Origin of the sequence: Paraglaciecola aquimarina, assembly GCF_032464635.1 — a bacterium.
Taxonomy (GTDB): Bacteria; Pseudomonadota; Gammaproteobacteria; order Enterobacterales; family Alteromonadaceae; genus Paraglaciecola; species Paraglaciecola aquimarina.
Genome location: NZ_JAWDIO010000002.1, coordinates 966,598 through 982,754, shown reverse-complemented (window position 1 = coordinate 982,754; position 16,157 = coordinate 966,598). Strand labels below are relative to the sequence as shown.

The following is a 16,157-nucleotide window of genomic DNA, read 5'->3' as shown; positions in this document are numbered from 1 at the left end:
TTACAGCAATAAAAAACGGACACCTAGTATGTCCGTTTTTTTGTATTTGCGTTAAAACCATTCCACGTTAATAACCTGCTCGCTTATTAACGCCAAATAGCTTGGCGCATTATTTTGAGAAATTGTCGCCAAAGAAATCACCTTCATTCCAGCTAGAACGATTAGGCTGCTCTGCCAATGTCAAACCAATGTGATAGTTCACTTCGGCAAACTTGGTTGCTGCTTTCCAGTTGAATTTTTGACTAAAGTCGTCACTAGGCTTGTGATAGTTAGTGTTAATAAAGTTATTAAACTGCTCACTACCATCTATTTCAGGATCAGCGGATTTCAAGCCGGGCACCAAAAATACAGCCGGGATACCTTGCTTAACAAAACTATAGTGATCTGAACGCGTAAACAAGGCCATATGCGGCCAAGGATCTGGACTCAATTCTAAACCAATCTTTTCTGCAGCCTTAGCCACAGACTCTTTTAAATCACTATGCTCAGCGCCAAACGCAATCACATCACCGAATTCATAGGTCAAAATGGGCATATCTAAATTGACATTAGCCACAATTGAACGAGCCGGCACGGTTGGATTTTGGGCGTAGTAATCAGAGCCGAGCAGGCCCTTTTCTTCTGCGGTGACAGCTACAAACAATATCGAACGCTTAGGACGCTTCTCTAACAAACTAAACATTCTTGCAGTTTCTAGCAGCACCGATGTCCCCGTAGCATTATCCATAGCACCGTTATTGATTTTGTCTTTCTTAACCGTTTTGGCAAAACCAATATGATCCGAATGCGCGGAGTACAATACATACTCGTTTTTCAAAGTGGGATCAGAGCCTTCCAATATTGCTGCCACATTCGGGCTAGAAATTTGTTTATGAGTACTGGTTAATTCAAGTTTGATACTGGTATGTAAATCAAAGCCTTTGGGTGACTCATCTTTTTCCAGCTGAGCATAGATTTGCTCTAAGTTTGAGCTTGCCCCAGCAAACAAAATTTCAGCCGCTTCTTTGCTAAAATAAGCACCGCTGTTTAACTGTGGAAACGTGCCAGCAGGTACGCCATCTTTGTCTACCCAGCGAACCGTGGGGGCGTGTAAATAGTTTAACAAGTTTTGGTAAGGCCTCACTTTTTCAAATGTAGGTGTACTAATACTAATTAAACCTATAGCACCGTGCTCGGTTGCATGGCGTTTTTTCTCGTTAGTCGAGCCAAAGTGCGCCCCTTCCTCACTAGGAAAAGACTTAGGCTTACCCGATAGCGCTACCACGACTTTACCCTCAACGTCTAACCCTTGGTAATCGTCATGATCAAGTTCTGGAGCGATAATGCCATACCCAACGAACACCAAATCACCTTGCGTAAGACTTTGTAACTCATTGGCATTCGCTGAGGTTATAAACTGCTTTGGATAAGTTAGCTCTGTTTCTTTTCCTTCTTTGGTTAAGGTTAATTTAACCGAAGATTGATCAAGGTGAACTTGTCTAAAATCCACACGTTGCATGTAAGTATCATTGTCGCCAGCAGGCTTTAATCCATACTTTTCAAACTCCGCAGCAATATACAATGCCGCTATTTCATGCCCTCTAGCCCCAGTATCTCGGCCTTCCAGTAAATCATCAGATAAAAAGCGTAAATGCGACTTTATTCGAGATGCGTCTGCTGAAATCTCCTTAGCGCTTGTTTCCATACTCGCTTTTTCAGGCTGACAAGCCGTCAAAAAAACTGCCAAAACCAATAACTTACCTAACTTTTGCACTATATACCCCCTGCGTATAACTTATAATATTTGTGCGCACATTAAGCGAGATACAGGCAGAGTGCAAGCTTGACACTAAATTTAACTCGGCTAACCTGTAAAGAATACTTGTTCTAGCTTTGAGATTACCCATGCCACGTAAAGCCCAATACGATTTAGATCTCATCCTCAGCCAAGGTATAGATGTTTTCTTAGAGCATGGTTACCATGGTGCAATCATGGACGAAATCATTACCCGCACTGAATTTAATCGCCGAGGGTTTTATTTAGAATTTGGTAGCAAACAAACATTCTTGTATATGGTTTTGAAGCACTATCAATCCAGTCAGTTGAATAAGACTATGGCTCATTTAGAAACCAATCAAGGCCTCGATTCTATTACTCAGTTTTTCAAGCATTACGTTCAACATGTGAAAGGCAGAGGATGCTTACTAATTAATTGTATTACCGAACTGGGCTTTGATGATGAAAAAGTGCGAGAAATTGGCCGTCATTATCTAGATAGACTACAAATTGATTTTATCGGCTGTTTAGAAAAAGCCCTACTCTTAGGTCAGGTTCATTCGTATATTGATATTGAAGCGACCGCATTACAACTAACCAGCTATGTGCAGGGCTTTGCAGTGAATGCCGTGTTAGCCGGTGACACCGACGAGCTAGATCTTGCCACGCAAGCTCTCTTGGGGCCATTAGCTCTAAAAAGATAACAAAATGCTCATCTCACTACTTGGGAATAGGTAATCAGCCTCCATTGTAAGTAGCGTGCCAAGATTGAATTATAAGTAATAATTATTTCGGCCCCCCATTAATTTTGATAAACAATCGACCTAGAGTGCTCATCATGTCCAATAACAAACATTTGTTCAGAATCCAATTCATTAGCAATGGCGAACGTTACGAATTATATGTGCGAGAGGTGAGCCAAGGCAGTATGTTTGGCTTTGTAGAAATAGGAGATTTTGTTTGGGACACGCATACCAGCTTAGTGCTAGATCCTAGCCATGAAAAATTAAAGGCGGAGTTTGCTGATGTCACTCACACCTACATACCTATGCATAGTGTGTTACGCATTGACGAAGTGAAAAAACAAGGTACGTCTAAAATAACCGCGCTGTCAGACAAAGTGACAGCCTTCCCCACGCCTATTTATACCCCTAAAAATCCTAGTACCTAGCACCATATGTCGACGGCAATACCGATTAGCAACGACTGAGCAGCAATTCAAATTCTTGCTGCATAACAGGCATAATAGACAACCTATGGCCCTTTTTAACTAGACCAATTTCGCAAATATCTTGCATCTGCTTAATAGATTTAAGCGCTAAGATATGGGTAAATTTTTGCTTAAATTGAATGTCTACCATTACCCATCTTGGATTTTCAATCGTAGACTTAGGATCGTAATACTTACTTTCAGGGTCAAATTGGGTGTGATCAGGATACTGTTCTTTAACCACTTCGGCTAACCCTGCAATACCTACATTTTTACAGCTAGAATGGTAAATAAACACTTGGTCGCCTAGTTTCACCTGATCACGTAAAAAGTTGCGAGCCTGGTAATTGCGTATGCCATCCCAGTGTTCAGTTTGCTGGGGCTGGTTTGCCAAGTCGTCAATACTAAAAGCGTCGGGTTCAGTTTTAAATAACCAATAATTCATGTTAATTCTCTACGACTAGTACTAGCTCAAAACAGTATCTTGTTAAAAACAGAGTTTCAAGCCAATACTAGAAGCAGAAGGTCAAAGCTCTACGAATGCTTTAAATTTTTCAACTCCATGAAGATATCCTTGTCGCTAAACACGGCTAACTTTTCTTGCTTAGTCATCCAGCTTAACGCTTCACCCACGTCATTCGCTTCCTTAATTTTGTAATTTGCAATAAGACTATTCACCTCTGGATGCCCCCGCCTTGGCTTAGGTGGCTTAGACAACAAATTAAAGTGCCCATCTTGATAGGTTGCGTTATCAATAAAGGTTCCAATAGTGACAGACTGTAAATGTTCGCGTAATTCTTCGGCAAACTGATCTCGCTGAGTAATAATTTTCAAGGTACTAACTTCTTCAGGAATATTTAAGATACCTATAAATCGTAAACCTTTCGCTAGGCTCTTGCTGCCGCTAAGTGCTGACAAAGGAATAGAAAACATTAAACCAATCAGTGTAGGCGACAACCATATAAGTAAGGTAGGTGAGTACTGATAAAGCACTATGGTTAAACCGACACCTATCATAGTGTGCCAAAAATGCTGACGCACTAGATCTTTCCACGGGGTGCCATTATGTTGCCTTTGCTGGGTCGCCCAACCTGAATCTCGCCCCCTAAAAATATCAAATATATGTTGGCTATGGATCAACATAAAGATAGGCGCGTAAAGTATCGAAAAGAACATTTCGACTATAGCCCCCAATGTCATTCTAATAATACCTAAAGGCTGCCGCAGCGAGCGATGAAAGAACGCCTTAATTAAGCCCAGAACTTTAGGCAATAACAATACGCCCATAGTGAAAACAAATAACGCCACCATGCGCTCAGAGTCAAATACAGGCCACTGAGGATACAGAGAAGGCTGGTCTGAAAAATACTCAATATTCATATAGTGTATTTGAATAGACATCACTATGCCTGTCAGTATAAGGGCAAACCAGATTGGCGATGCCATATACCCCATTACGCCGGTAAGCATATGGGATCGATTTGGCCAGCGTAGTCCTTTGGCTTTTAATACTGCTAGATGTTGGATGTTACCTTGCGCCCAGCGTCTATCACGCGTAGCGACATCAGACAAACTAGGTGGGCTTTCTTCCCAAGACCCTTTCAAAACAGGTAACATTCGAACTGACCACCCTGCTCGCCGCATCAACGCGGCCTCAACAAAGTCGTGCGACAGAATATCGCCTTTAAAGGGTTTAACCCCACCTATAGCTGGCAGTCCCGCAGACTCTGCAAAAGCCTGCACTCTGATAATAGCGTTATGCCCCCAATAATTTCCGTCGTTCCCCTGCCACGCAGCAACTCCTCGTGCGACAATAGGTCCATATACAGTGCCAGCAAATTGCTGAAGCCTAGCAAAAAGTGTATCCCCACGATACAACGACGGTAAGGTTTGAATAATGCCTGCGTGATCATCGCTAGCCATTTCTAACATCAAAGTTTTCAGCGTGTCAGCAGATAGTAAACTGTCTGCATCAAGCACTAGCATGTAGTCATATCGAGCCCCCCATCGACTCACAAACTCATGTACATTTCCGGCTTTTTTAGCCTTGTTGTCGTGTCTGCGTCGATACCAAACGTTCATTTCACCAGCAAGAGCTTGTTTTAATTGACTAACCGCTGCAGTTTCCTTTACCCACACATCTGGATCGTTGGAGTCTGAAATGATGAAAATTTCAAATTGTTCAGCTAAATCATTTGCCACTAACTCTTTCGCCATACTATATAAAGCGGCGCAGGTTTCGCTGGGATCTTCGTTGTATACGGGCATCAGCAGCACTGTTTTTTTAGCTGAAAGATCTTGTACCGAAGCCTCACCTTTGCGACCCGAAAAGATAAACCCTGAAACGGCCGATCCAGCAGCCAATGCAATCCACACAAAAGTGAGCGTAAACAGTCCAACCATCACCCACTGCAGAGCTGTAACTTGGTCTTGAGAGACAATCAAAATCATTTGATGAGTCGCGTACACGGTCAGAGCCAAAGCCCCACCGAAAGTGATTAGTCTTGCAATTAGTTGCTTCCACCCTTGCCCTTTATGGCTGGCACTCGGTTTGGTTGAAAAATCCTGTGCCGGCATATGCAAAGGTGATTCGGCTGGTACACCTTGGTTTTGTTTCACTATCTGGTCCATCGATATAGCCATGTTTCACCCCATTTTTCATCACCTTTTGACAAAGATAATTGCAGTTCAGATACATCTTCTTCTGCGGGTTCGAATTTCACTACGACTCGCAAATTTTGTGTATCAGGAATGACCTTACTGGTTACTCCCACAATCCGCCCCGTACTACTCGTCGCGTGGATATGTATATCTGATGGAATGTTTTGCCCAGCATAATCAATTACAAACTCGCGGATAATGTCAGAGCCTAGCGCTTTCCCTGACGCTGTAGAGACAATTTTGCCATTGATATTTTTTAATGGCGCATCACTCCCCCAAGAGATTTTATAACTAAACTCTCTTGGCTGACCCGCTTTCAATGATTGTTTTGGTTGCCAAAAAGCGACAATATTATCGTGAATTTCTGCCTTAGTTGGGATCTCCACTAACTCAACATGGCCCATACCCCAGTCATTAAGCGGCGTCACCCAAGCAGATGGCCGATGGTGATAATGGGCTTCCATATCTTCGTAATCTTCAAATTTTCTCGCTCTTTGCATTAGACCAAACCCCTTAATTCCGTCGTCTTCAAAGGCCGACACTTGCAGTTTTGTAGGATTGGCTAAGCTGCGCCACACTTTTTCATTGTTGGCTTTAAGCATCAGCAATCCGTCTGAATCATGTACAGCTGGGCGAAAATCATCGAAACGAGAACGGTTCATTCCGTTAAATAAAAACATTGAAGTAAGGGGCGCAACACCAAAAGATTTGATGTCTGTTCTAGGATACAGTGTACTTTTAACCAGTATCTCAGTGTTCTTCTCAGGCGTAGCGGTAAAAGTAAACGCCCCCGTTAAAGATTTACTTTCCATCAATGCATGAACCACCAAGTTTTTATTCTTACCATTAGGCCGTTCAATCCAAAATTCGGTAAATTCTGGAAACTCTTCACCAGAAGGCTTTGCAGTATTAATAGCTAGACCGCGTGCAGATAAACCATACCAATTGGTTTGACCAACCGCTCTGAAGTAGGAGCCCCCTGAAAGACCATAAATTCATCCCACTTGTCAGGATTATTGATCGGATGGGTCACACTAAATCCAGAATACCCTTTTGCGTCAGTATTTTTTAAGGTCTCTTGCTCACTGTCATAATTGAAAATCTTTGAGGTATAGAATACCTCTCTAGATATTCCACCCACTACTAAATTTAGCTTCACTGGAGTTTTGAACAAAAAGCCGGGATGTAAAGGGTTAACACGAAAATTACGCTCCTCTTTTTTCCAAATAGTCGCACCTCTATCTAACTGTATCTTTTTATAGTCATCGTAACCCATTTGACTAAGTGGGTTGTCAGCAGGGATTTGCTCAAGTTTATATTCTTCAGCTGCCAACTCCTTTGCTTTGGATTCCAACCACTTCCTATCAAATCGATAAGTTAATCTCTCTTTGCCAACTTCTGGCTGTCTATTCTCGGTTGAGCGTTGCTGCGCCTTAATAGGAGCCTGGAACGGAGTAACGCTTATACCTAACACTATTGCAAAGATGAAATACTTGTACAAAATTAAGCTCCTTGATGATTGTTGTCTTTGTATTCCTTCTGCTTAAATCGATAGTAATCAATGAAATGTATACACACATCTCATTCAAAATCAGGCAGAAGTTTTACTATAAAACAAGGGCATAGCAGGTATCAGGCCAAGTGTGCCCCCCGAAAATACTAGGGCTATATCACCGTCAGCAGACATTTTTGTAGGAATTAATTGTGAATTTTACAGACAACAAGTAAAGATTACAGAGTGCCACAACTCAAACAAATTTGGACACCCATAAATAAATTAGGACACCCATAATTTCTAGTTAACGTTCGCAGATAGGCAATCGAAGTGCTTGGCCTATTCTTAACTTTATACATTTCTCGGTTGCTTGAGTTTTGATGTGTAAAAAGTGAAAAAACCACTGTTTTTACGAATGGTAGGTATGCTCAATCCCCGCTAAGCTAATATGGACACCCATAATTTCTAGTTAACGTTCGCAGATAGGCAATCGAAGTGCTTGGCTTATTCTTATCTTTATACATTTCTAGGTTGCTTGAGTTTTGATGTGTAAAAAGTGAAAAAAACACTGTTTTTACTGAATGGTAGGTATGCTCAATCGCCGTTATACGGGGATGGAATGTGCGTTGACAGAATTTTTGATTAAGCCAATAAGGCTCTCGCGTTGCTAATGCCCTGTATTTGCCGGTGATGGGTATGCTCAGCAAATTGTCGCATCATGTGCTCTGAGCCAACGGCATAGCAAAAGTGTTGTTCGAACTCTGTGGTAAGGGTGAGCCATTGTGCGTCTGATAATCCCAATCTTTGTAATATTGCTGGTTGGGTAGTGGCGATATGACCCTGTTTATCTTCGCGAATAACACGGCCTGTTATATCCACTAGTTCGCAGTAATCTTTTAATGAGAATGAAATACCTTTGGGCATGTTTTGCCTAGGGTTACCCACAAATGGCAACAGCGTGTGGGGTGGGTGTTGGTTAGTTTTCAACGCGTGAATGCGTTTTTGAATGCTGGTGTGATGGGAGTTTTCAGGGGTTGTCGCTATTTTTGTGCGAATGGGATTTAAATCCACATAGGCCATGCAGGCTAATAGAGCTCTGTTATCTAACAGAGCTTGTGATTTAAACCGCCCTTCCCAGAACCTGCCAGTGCACTCGTCCTCTTTGTTGGCTTCTCGGGCGATGTGCTCGTTGAGATTGCGCATGAGCCAACTGATGTCGTGCAAACGCTGGCGATAAACCGCAATGGTGTCTTCAAGAGTATGCATTTCACTTTTTGTTAGCTCATCATCTCGCATAAACCTCTGGGTCAACAACGTCCCCTTATAGAGCGTATGCCACAGCGCTAATACCTGTTTATTTGACCAATTTAGCGCCTTATCTACATCTACATGCAACACCACATGTACGTGATTGCTCATCACCGCATAAGCACAAATATCAATGGCAAACACCGAAGACAAAAACAACAAGCGCTCCTCTACCCAAGCCCGCCTGTGCTCATAATTTTGCCCTGAATAATGGTCAACGCCACACAAAAATGAACGGCGCACACAACGGGAAACACAATGATAAAATGGGGTGTCTGATAAACTGATTAAACTGGCTCTTTTCTGAGTCATAACGCCTCCGAAAATGAATAAACACAAGCACAACCGCTTAACGATAGCCTAGTATAAATCTACGATTTATCAAATTATGATGGGTGTCCTTGTTTTCTTTTTTCACAATTCGCTGACTTTTTTATAATTAAACACTGTCAGCATCTAGCGAAAACGAAAAAGCCCACTTTAACTTAACAGCTAAAAATGGGCTTTGCATAAACTTATTACATTGTTAAATCAGAATTAATTTACAAACCAACTGAAAATAACTTAACACTAATAGTTTTATAGATACCAGAAATTAGAACGGAATATCGTCATCGAAGTCAAAATCAGGTTCTGCCATTGGAGCGGCTGGTTTACCTTGCGGTTGACCTTGAGGTGCTTGATTAAATCCTCTGTCTTGCGGCGCTTGTTGGGCTGGTGGTTTTTGCTGGTAGCTCTGTTGTGGTGCAGCCTGCTGGTATCCTTGGTTATGCTGTGGAGCTTGCTGCGCCGGGCGTTGTTGCCCTTGGAAACCGCCTTCAGATTGACCACCTCGACCTCCTAGCATTTGCATTACGCCATTAAATGGGTCGAGTACAACTTCAGTTGTGTAGCGGTCTTGACCTTGTTGATCTTGCCATTTGCGGGTTTGCAATTTACCTTCAATATAAACTTGGCTGCCTTTACGTAAATATTCGCCTGCTATTTCAGCTAGTTTGCCAAACATAGACACTCGGTGCCATTCGGTTTTTCTTGGATCTGCCCACTTTGGTCCTTCCAGCTCTCAGAAGTAGCCAAAGTTAAGTTAGCGACAGCTTTACCATTTGGTGTATAACGTACCTCAGGATCTTTACCTAAGTTACCAACCAAAATTACTTTATTAACACCTTTACTCGCCATTTTATCTCCTCGCTATTCTTGTAAACCCAGTACACGTCGTGCTTGTTGCATGTCGAAGCGTTTTGCATCTGCCTTTAGATAAATAACCTGTTCATCTGACACTACGGTTACATCTTCTACGCCTTCTAATTCTGAAAGCTGTTGCAGAGCTATATCTGGTGTTTGATTAATTGTATTAAGTGTATATCTTTTTAAGCGGCTCGTCGCTGACAAACCTTGGATTATTAACAACCAGATAATGCATAGCCCGCTGGCTAAAACAAACACCCACTGATTGCCGATGAATTCTGAAATGCTACCTGAAAGCACTCCACCTATAAAAGCGCCCAAAAACTGAAAACTGGCATAAATTCCCATGGCGGAACCTTTTTTACCTGCCGGCGCAATGCTCGACACCATAGCCGGAAAGTTTGCTTCTAAATAATTGAAACAAGTAAAAAACAAACTAATCACTAGCAACAAATACACAATTGAAGAATGGTCGATTGCCATTAATGCAAAAACTAAGGCCAAACCAGCAACACTTAATAACATCACCACTTTTTGCTGTTTTCTAGCCAAAGACATCAACACCACTAAACCAATAATTGAAGCAAATAGCACTATTGAATAGGCTTTCCAATGCGTAGATAACGGCCATGATAAGTCGATTAGAAAGACCGGAATTTGTACAAACAATAAGGTGATCAACATGTGCAATAGCAGCACGCTAATATTTAGTCTTAACAATTGAGGGTTTGAAAATAGCTGACTTAAGTCACGTACCACTGGCAAAGTGTCGCCTCTGGGCGCGATATTTTTGCCATTTGGCACCACAAAAGCAACCAATAAAATACATAGTAAAGCCAACATACCTGTGGCGTAAAAAATTCCGCTTAAGCCATAGTCGCTGACCACTAATGGCCCCAACAATAAGGCTAGATAAAAGGAGAAACCGATAGAAATTCCAATAATAGCCATCACTTTAGGGCGCTGTTCCTCACGCGTTAAGTCGCCTGCTAAGGCCATAATTGCCCCTGCAATGGCCCCTGCACCTTGCAAGAATCGGCCTATCACTACCCACTGCATACTCTCAGCATTGGCGGCGACTAGACTACCTATCGCAAATATTAAGAGGCCACCAGCAATGACCGGTTTACGTCCAATTTTATCTGACAACACTCCCATCGGAATTTGTAGAACGGCTTGAGTTAATCCGTAACCGCCTATGGCCAAACCCACTAAAAATGCCGAATAGTCGGGATAGTGCTTGGCACTAATAGCCAGCACCGGCATGATCATAAACAAGCCAAGCATGCGCAATACATAAATGAAAGCGAGAGAAAATGCTGTACGGAGTTCGGTAGAATTCAAGGTTAGGTCAGTTTATTTCTAGTAGTTAAATAACAATAATAAAAATGGCCGAGAACCTTAGCATATTTTGCTTTTTTCAGAAATATTTATCAGTAAGGAATTTACTTTTAGTTAAGAATTTAAAAGATAATGGTGCTTAGGATAGTGCTAATTTTAAGAGTGTGTAATACTTCTTCTTTTGCGCTGATACAGACCTAATAATGGATAAAATTGAAGTACGCGGGGCTCGCACCCACAATCTTAAGAACATCAATCTAGACATTCCCAGAGACAAACTCACCGTTATTACTGGGCTCTCTGGCTCAGGCAAATCTTCACTCGCCTTCGATACCTTGTACGCAGAAGGTCAAAGGCGTTACGTCGAGTCTTTATCGGCGTACGCTAGGCAATTTTTGTCTATGATGGAAAAGCCTGATGTAGATCATATTGAAGGCCTATCTCCGGCTATTTCGATAGAGCAAAAATCGACTTCGCACAATCCTCGTTCTACCGTGGGCACCATCACCGAAATTTATGATTACTTGCGTTTATTATATGCGCGAGTGGGCGAACCTCGCTGTCCGGATCATAATGTGCCACTGGACGCACAGACTATTAGCCAAATGGTTGATCGTGTTTTGGCCATGCCAGAAGATTGCAAATTGATGTTGTTGGCACCTGTGGTGCAAGATCGTAAAGGAGAGCATGTCAAAACCCTTGAAAACTTAGCTGCTCAAGGCTTTATTCGGGCACGCATAGACGGCAACGTATGTGATTTGTCTGATCCACCTGAACTCGATTTACATAAAAAACACACTATCGAGGTGGTAGTTGATCGCTTTAAAGTCCGTGAAGACCTTAAACTTCGTTTAGCTGAATCCTTCGAAACTGCACTCAATTTATCCGGCGGCACGGCTAAAGTAGCCTTTATGGACGAGCCAGACAAAGAAACCTTGGTTTTTTCATCTAACTTTGCTTGCCCACATTGCGGCTATAGCATGGCCGAACTTGAACCACGCTTATTTTCATTTAATAACCCAGCTGGCGCTTGTCAAAGTTGCGATGGTTTAGGAACAAGACAGTTTTTTGACCCACATCGAATTATTACCAACGATGAACTGAGCTTATCGGGAGGCGCTATTCGCGGCTGGGATAAACGCAGTTATTACTATTTCCAAATGTTGCAGGCCGTAGCCGACCACTACGGTTTTGACTTAACCAAACCTTTTGCTGAGTTAGACGATAAAGCCAAGGATATAGTGCTACATGGCAGTAAAGGCACCTCGCTAAAATTCAAATATATTAATGATCGTGGCGATATCATGGAGCGTAAACATCCCTTTGAAGGGATTATTCCTAATATGGAACGTCGCTACAAAGAGACCGAATCAAACGCAGTACGTGACGAACTAGCCAAATATTTGAGCCAGCAACATTGCTCCAGCTGTTCCGGCACTCGTTTACGTTTAGAAGCCAGGAACGTTTTTATAGGCGAAACGCCATTGCATGTAATTACCGACATGTCGATTGCAGATGCCTTAGCATTTTTTGCCAATGTTAAGTTAACTGGTAAACGAGAACAAATAGCCGAAAAAATATTCAAAGAAATCAATGACCGATTAAGCTTTTTAGTGAATGTAGGTTTGAATTACTTGTCCTTGTCTCGTAGCGCCGACACCCTGTCGGGCGGTGAAGCCCAGCGGATTCGATTAGCCAGTCAAATTGGTGCTGGCCTAGTGGGAGTGATGTACGTATTAGACGAACCGTCAATAGGTTTACATCAAAGAGACAATGAAAGACTACTTAAAACCCTAATCCATTTACGAGATTTGGGTAATACAGTGTTAGTGGTTGAACACGATGAAGATGCAATACGCGCAGCAGACTTTGTGCTGGATATTGGTCCAGGTGCTGGCGTACATGGCGGTGAGGTTGTGGCTCAAGGAACGATCGAGGACATTAAGAACAGTGAGCATTCACTAACTGGAAAGTACTTGTCTGGACGGGAAAGAATAGAGATCCCAGCAAAGCGTACCGAAATTAATCAAGAAAAATGGATCGAAATTACCGGCGCTTCAGGTAACAACCTTCAAGATGTTACCTTTAGAGCACCAATAGGATTAATGACCTGCGTGACAGGTGTATCGGGTTCTGGAAAGTCTACCTTAATTAACGACACTTTTTACAAGTTAGCTCAACATGCTCTAAATGGGGCGACTACGGGCGAAGCAGCCCCTTATAAAGCGATCCACGGTTTAGAGTTTATGGACAAAGTGGTCGACATTGACCAAAGCCCTATCGGCCGAACACCGCGTTCTAACCCTGCCACCTATGCGGGTATTTTCACCCCAGTACGTGAATTATTCGCAGGCACCCAAGAAGCTCGATCTCGCGGTTATAAACCTGGCCGTTTCAGCTTTAACGTAAAAGGTGGTCGATGTGAAGCTTGCCAAGGCGATGGCGTAATCAAGGTAGAAATGCACTTTTTACCTGATGTGTATGTACCTTGTGATGTGTGCAAAGGTAAACGCTACAATCGAGAAACCTTAGAAATTCAATATAAAGGTTTAAACATTCATCAAGTGTTAGAGATGACAGTAGAAGAAGCTCGGCCTTTCTTTGACGTCATTCCAGCCATTGCTCGTAAATTGCAAACTCTGATGGATGTCGGTCTGTCTTACGTGCGTTTAGGTCAAGCGGCCACTACCCTTTCTGGCGGTGAAGCACAACGGGTAAAACTCGCCAAAGAATTGTCAAAACGCGACACTGGGCAGACACTATATATTCTTGATGAGCCTACCACTGGCTTGCATTTCCACGATATTAAACAGTTGTTAGAAGTGCTGCACAGGCTAAGAGATCACGGCAACACTGTAGTTGTTATTGAACACAACTTAGATGTCATTAAAACAGCGGACTGGATTGTAGACCTTGGCCCAGAAGGTGGTTCAGGTGGAGGGCAAATTATTGCGCAAGGTACACCTGAAGAGGTAGCTAAAGTTGAAGGTTCACATACCGCTAGGTTTTTAAAGCCTCTTCTGAACGCTTAAATCGGCCTCTGACTAAACCAATAAAACAGATTAATAAATAGAAAGCCTTAGTCACTTTCAAGGCTTTCTATTTATTCACCGTAACGATTATCACCACCCCGTAAGATAAGGCGTCACCCAGCGAGAGTTTACATGTGCTTAATCATGGTGCTTGAATGGGCGTTTTGAATAAAACACTGGCGCCATTTTGAGAGGTCACTTAATAATATCGATTGGTATAATTCTACCCCAAGATACACATTTCAGATTCTGCTCTTCAACTCGACCACATCTAAATCCTGCTTCTAACAGCTTAATTTTGTTACTTTAATTTGTCGCTACTCTACATATCTAGACTATAGTTAATGATAACACCGTATATTTATACATACCCAGAATCCAGCTGGGAATGGAATATATTTGATAAAATGCGGTTATTGCATTCGGTCCAAGACCTAGGCTAGTTGTTGCTCATCTTTGATAAGCATTATCTGAAAAGTAGGACTTAATATGTAATAAAAACTTGACTTTAATTCATAACGATACACTTTAAGGGCGATACATGAATATTAAGACACTCTATCAATCAGCTATAGCGACCACCTTAGGTTGCACTTTAGCTTTTTCCTCCTTAGCAGAAGTGGTGTTAGTCGTACACCCCAATAATGACTCTAGCCTCGATACGAAAATGGTCAAAAGAATATTCCTTGGTAAAGCAAGTAAGTTCTCAAATGGCAATGAGGCGACCCCTGTCAATCAATTACCTAGCAGTGCAAGTAGGGTAAGCTTTGATTCCGACACCTTAGGCAGAAGCTCCAGTCAAGTATCTGCGTATTGGTCAAAATTGGTATTTACCGGCAAAGGCATCCCACCTGAAGAATTGGAAAATGACGCAGCTGTCATTGCATTTGTCGCTAGTAATGAAAATGCTGTTGGTTATGTTAATAGCTCAGCCGTAACCTCTTCCGTAAAAGCAATCCCATTAAACTAATCGAGGACATATCTAATGAAAAAAGTACTTACAATCGCTACCCTATGCGCCTCAACTTGTTTTAACGCTCAGGCTGAAGTGAGAATTAATGGTTTTGCCAACTTTGTTGCCGGCATGACAAGCTCTAACGATGTAATTTATGGTTACGAAGATGATGTCTCTTTTGATGATGAGAGTTTATTTGCCATTCAAGTAAGTAGCGACATCAATAGTAAAATGACAGCAACAGGACAATTAGTCGCCAGAGGAAGAGAAGATTATGATACTTCTTTCGAGTGGGCATATTTAACCTATAATGCAACCGATAACCTCAATATTTCGGTAGGTAGATTGCGTTTACCTTTATTTAAGTACTCAGCGTCATTAGATGTGGGGTATTCATACCATTGGGTCAATGCACCGCGTGCTGTGTATGAAGTGGATTTTAATAATATAGACGGTGTGCGCTTTGACTATAGTGATTATGCAGGGGACTGGGAATACAATTTACAAGGCGTATTTGGAAAAATTCAATCTAAAAGTGACGGTGCAGACCTTGATGCGAAAAATACTGTAGCGTTTTCTGCTGAAGCAACTTATGAATGGTTCAAAGTTCGTGCCGTCTACGGTACAGCAAGCGCTTTTGTTGATCTTAAGACTTCAGAATCCTTAGCCCCGTTAGATAATGCACTAAGTAACCTTACTCAACTCGGTTTAGGGTCGATAGAGGATGACTTACAAATCAATGACGATAAGGCAGAGTTTATCGGCTTTGGCCTTGAAGTTGACATGTTTGACTGGTTCATAAGTGGTGAAGTTACACAGATTGAAATTGAAAACTCTTTCTCACCTAGAGATACCGCTTACTATGTTACCGCGGGTCTGCGGGTAGGAGCCTTCACACCATCAATTACATACGAAAGTTTAGACGGCAATGAAGATATAAAATTTTTGGATCAGGTGCCAAGCCTTGCTGAAGCCTTACAACCTGCGGTTAGTGCAATAATCACTGGCGTACAAATTCCGAATATGGAAGAGTACGACAAACTTACCTTGGCGGTTCGCTACGACTATGATAGTAATATTGCTCTCAAAGCCGATGTAAGCAAATATAGTGACAAAATAGATGACACTAACGATACAACTCTAGTCCGCTTTGCTGTCAATTATATATTTTAAGTAGTTTCTGCTTAGCTATAAAATAGAAGCAAGTAGTG

The 16,157-nt window shown here is 42.1% G+C and carries 10 protein-coding genes and 2 pseudogenes; 5 read left to right on the top strand and 7 right to left on the bottom strand.

The window, feature by feature from the left end:
* Positions 1-109: 109 nt before the first annotated feature.
* Positions 110-1,714, bottom strand: coding sequence for a M28 family metallopeptidase (locus RS130_RS05475; protein ID WP_428982848.1), 1,605 nt, complete (start codon positions 1,712-1,714; stop codon positions 110-112).
* 170 nt (positions 1,715-1,884) lie between these two features.
* On the opposite strand from RS130_RS05475, the gene RS130_RS05470 reads away from it, so the two are divergent.
* Both RS130_RS05470 and RS130_RS05465 read left to right on the top strand, forming a co-directional pair.
* A complete protein-coding gene (locus RS130_RS05470; protein ID WP_316025121.1) occupies positions 1,885-2,460 on the top strand; it encodes a TetR/AcrR family transcriptional regulator in 576 nt (191 codons plus the stop codon).
* A gap of 134 nt (positions 2,461-2,594) precedes the next feature.
* Entirely contained in the window at positions 2,595-2,927 is a 333-nt protein-coding gene (locus RS130_RS05465) for a DUF1820 family protein (protein ID WP_316025120.1), read from the top strand.
* A 25-nt stretch (positions 2,928-2,952) separates the two neighbouring features.
* On the opposite strand, the gene RS130_RS05460 is transcribed toward RS130_RS05465, so the two are convergent.
* The 6 genes and pseudogenes from RS130_RS05460 to RS130_RS05435 form a co-directional block, all read right to left on the bottom strand.
* Positions 2,953-3,411, bottom strand: coding sequence for an EVE domain-containing protein (locus RS130_RS05460; RefSeq protein WP_316025119.1), 459 nt, complete (start codon positions 3,409-3,411; stop codon positions 2,953-2,955).
* 89 nt (positions 3,412-3,500) lie between these two features.
* Positions 3,501-5,609 (bottom strand): glucans biosynthesis glucosyltransferase MdoH, encoded by a 2,109-nt coding sequence (mdoH, locus tag RS130_RS05455; protein ID WP_316025118.1) that lies wholly within the window; start codon positions 5,607-5,609, stop codon positions 3,501-3,503.
* Positions 5,585-7,101, bottom strand: a pseudogene (locus tag RS130_RS05450) (glucan biosynthesis protein G). The gene mdoH and the pseudogene RS130_RS05450 overlap by 25 nt, the downstream one beginning before the upstream one ends.
* 663 nt (positions 7,102-7,764) lie before the next feature.
* Complete coding sequence (locus RS130_RS05445; protein WP_316024964.1) at positions 7,765-8,742, bottom strand: transposase; 978 nt, start codon at positions 8,740-8,742, stop codon at positions 7,765-7,767.
* Between the two features lie 283 nt (positions 8,743-9,025).
* Positions 9,026-9,609, bottom strand: a pseudogene (gene ssb / locus RS130_RS05440) (single-stranded DNA-binding protein).
* 12 nt (positions 9,610-9,621) lie between these two features.
* Positions 9,622-10,962: an MFS transporter gene (locus RS130_RS05435; protein ID WP_316025117.1), complete on the bottom strand. Its 1,341-nt coding sequence runs from the start codon at positions 10,960-10,962 to the stop codon at positions 9,622-9,624.
* A gap of 200 nt (positions 10,963-11,162) precedes the next feature.
* Between RS130_RS05435 and uvrA the strand changes: the two genes are divergently transcribed.
* The 3 genes from uvrA (at position 11,163) to RS130_RS05420 (ending at position 16,119) form a co-directional block, all read left to right on the top strand.
* Positions 11,163-13,991, top strand: coding sequence for an excinuclease ABC subunit UvrA (gene uvrA, locus RS130_RS05430; RefSeq protein WP_316025116.1), 2,829 nt, complete (start codon positions 11,163-11,165; stop codon positions 13,989-13,991).
* Positions 13,992-14,532: 541 nt separating this feature from the next.
* The gene (locus RS130_RS05425) at positions 14,533-14,961 is read left to right on the top strand and encodes a type 2 periplasmic-binding domain-containing protein (protein WP_316025115.1); all 429 of its coding nucleotides are present in this window, start codon (positions 14,533-14,535) and stop codon (positions 14,959-14,961) included.
* A 15-nt stretch (positions 14,962-14,976) separates the two neighbouring features.
* On the top strand, positions 14,977-16,119 hold the full coding sequence (locus RS130_RS05420) for a topoisomerase IV (RefSeq protein WP_316025114.1): 1,143 nt from the start codon (positions 14,977-14,979) through the stop codon (positions 16,117-16,119).
* Positions 16,120-16,157: the final 38 nt, after the last annotated feature.

What these genes read in the sequence shown, in the direction of transcription:
- mdoH (WP_316025118.1), bottom strand. Translation starts at nt 5,609, where the DNA reads ATGGCTATATCGATGGACCAGATAGTGAAACAAAACCAAGGTGTACCA.
- RS130_RS05465 (WP_316025120.1), top strand. Translation starts at nt 2,595, where the DNA reads ATGTCCAATAACAAACATTTGTTCAGAATCCAATTCATTAGCAATGGC.
- RS130_RS05425 (WP_316025115.1), top strand. Translation starts at nt 14,533, where the DNA reads ATGAATATTAAGACACTCTATCAATCAGCTATAGCGACCACCTTAGGT.
- uvrA (WP_316025116.1), top strand. Translation starts at nt 11,163, where the DNA reads ATGGATAAAATTGAAGTACGCGGGGCTCGCACCCACAATCTTAAGAAC.
- RS130_RS05420 (WP_316025114.1), top strand. Translation starts at nt 14,977, where the DNA reads ATGAAAAAAGTACTTACAATCGCTACCCTATGCGCCTCAACTTGTTTT.
- RS130_RS05460 (WP_316025119.1), bottom strand. Translation starts at nt 3,411, where the DNA reads ATGAATTATTGGTTATTTAAAACTGAACCCGACGCTTTTAGTATTGAC.
- RS130_RS05445 (WP_316024964.1), bottom strand. Translation starts at nt 8,742, where the DNA reads ATGACTCAGAAAAGAGCCAGTTTAATCAGTTTATCAGACACCCCATTT.
- RS130_RS05470 (WP_316025121.1), top strand. Translation starts at nt 1,885, where the DNA reads ATGCCACGTAAAGCCCAATACGATTTAGATCTCATCCTCAGCCAAGGT.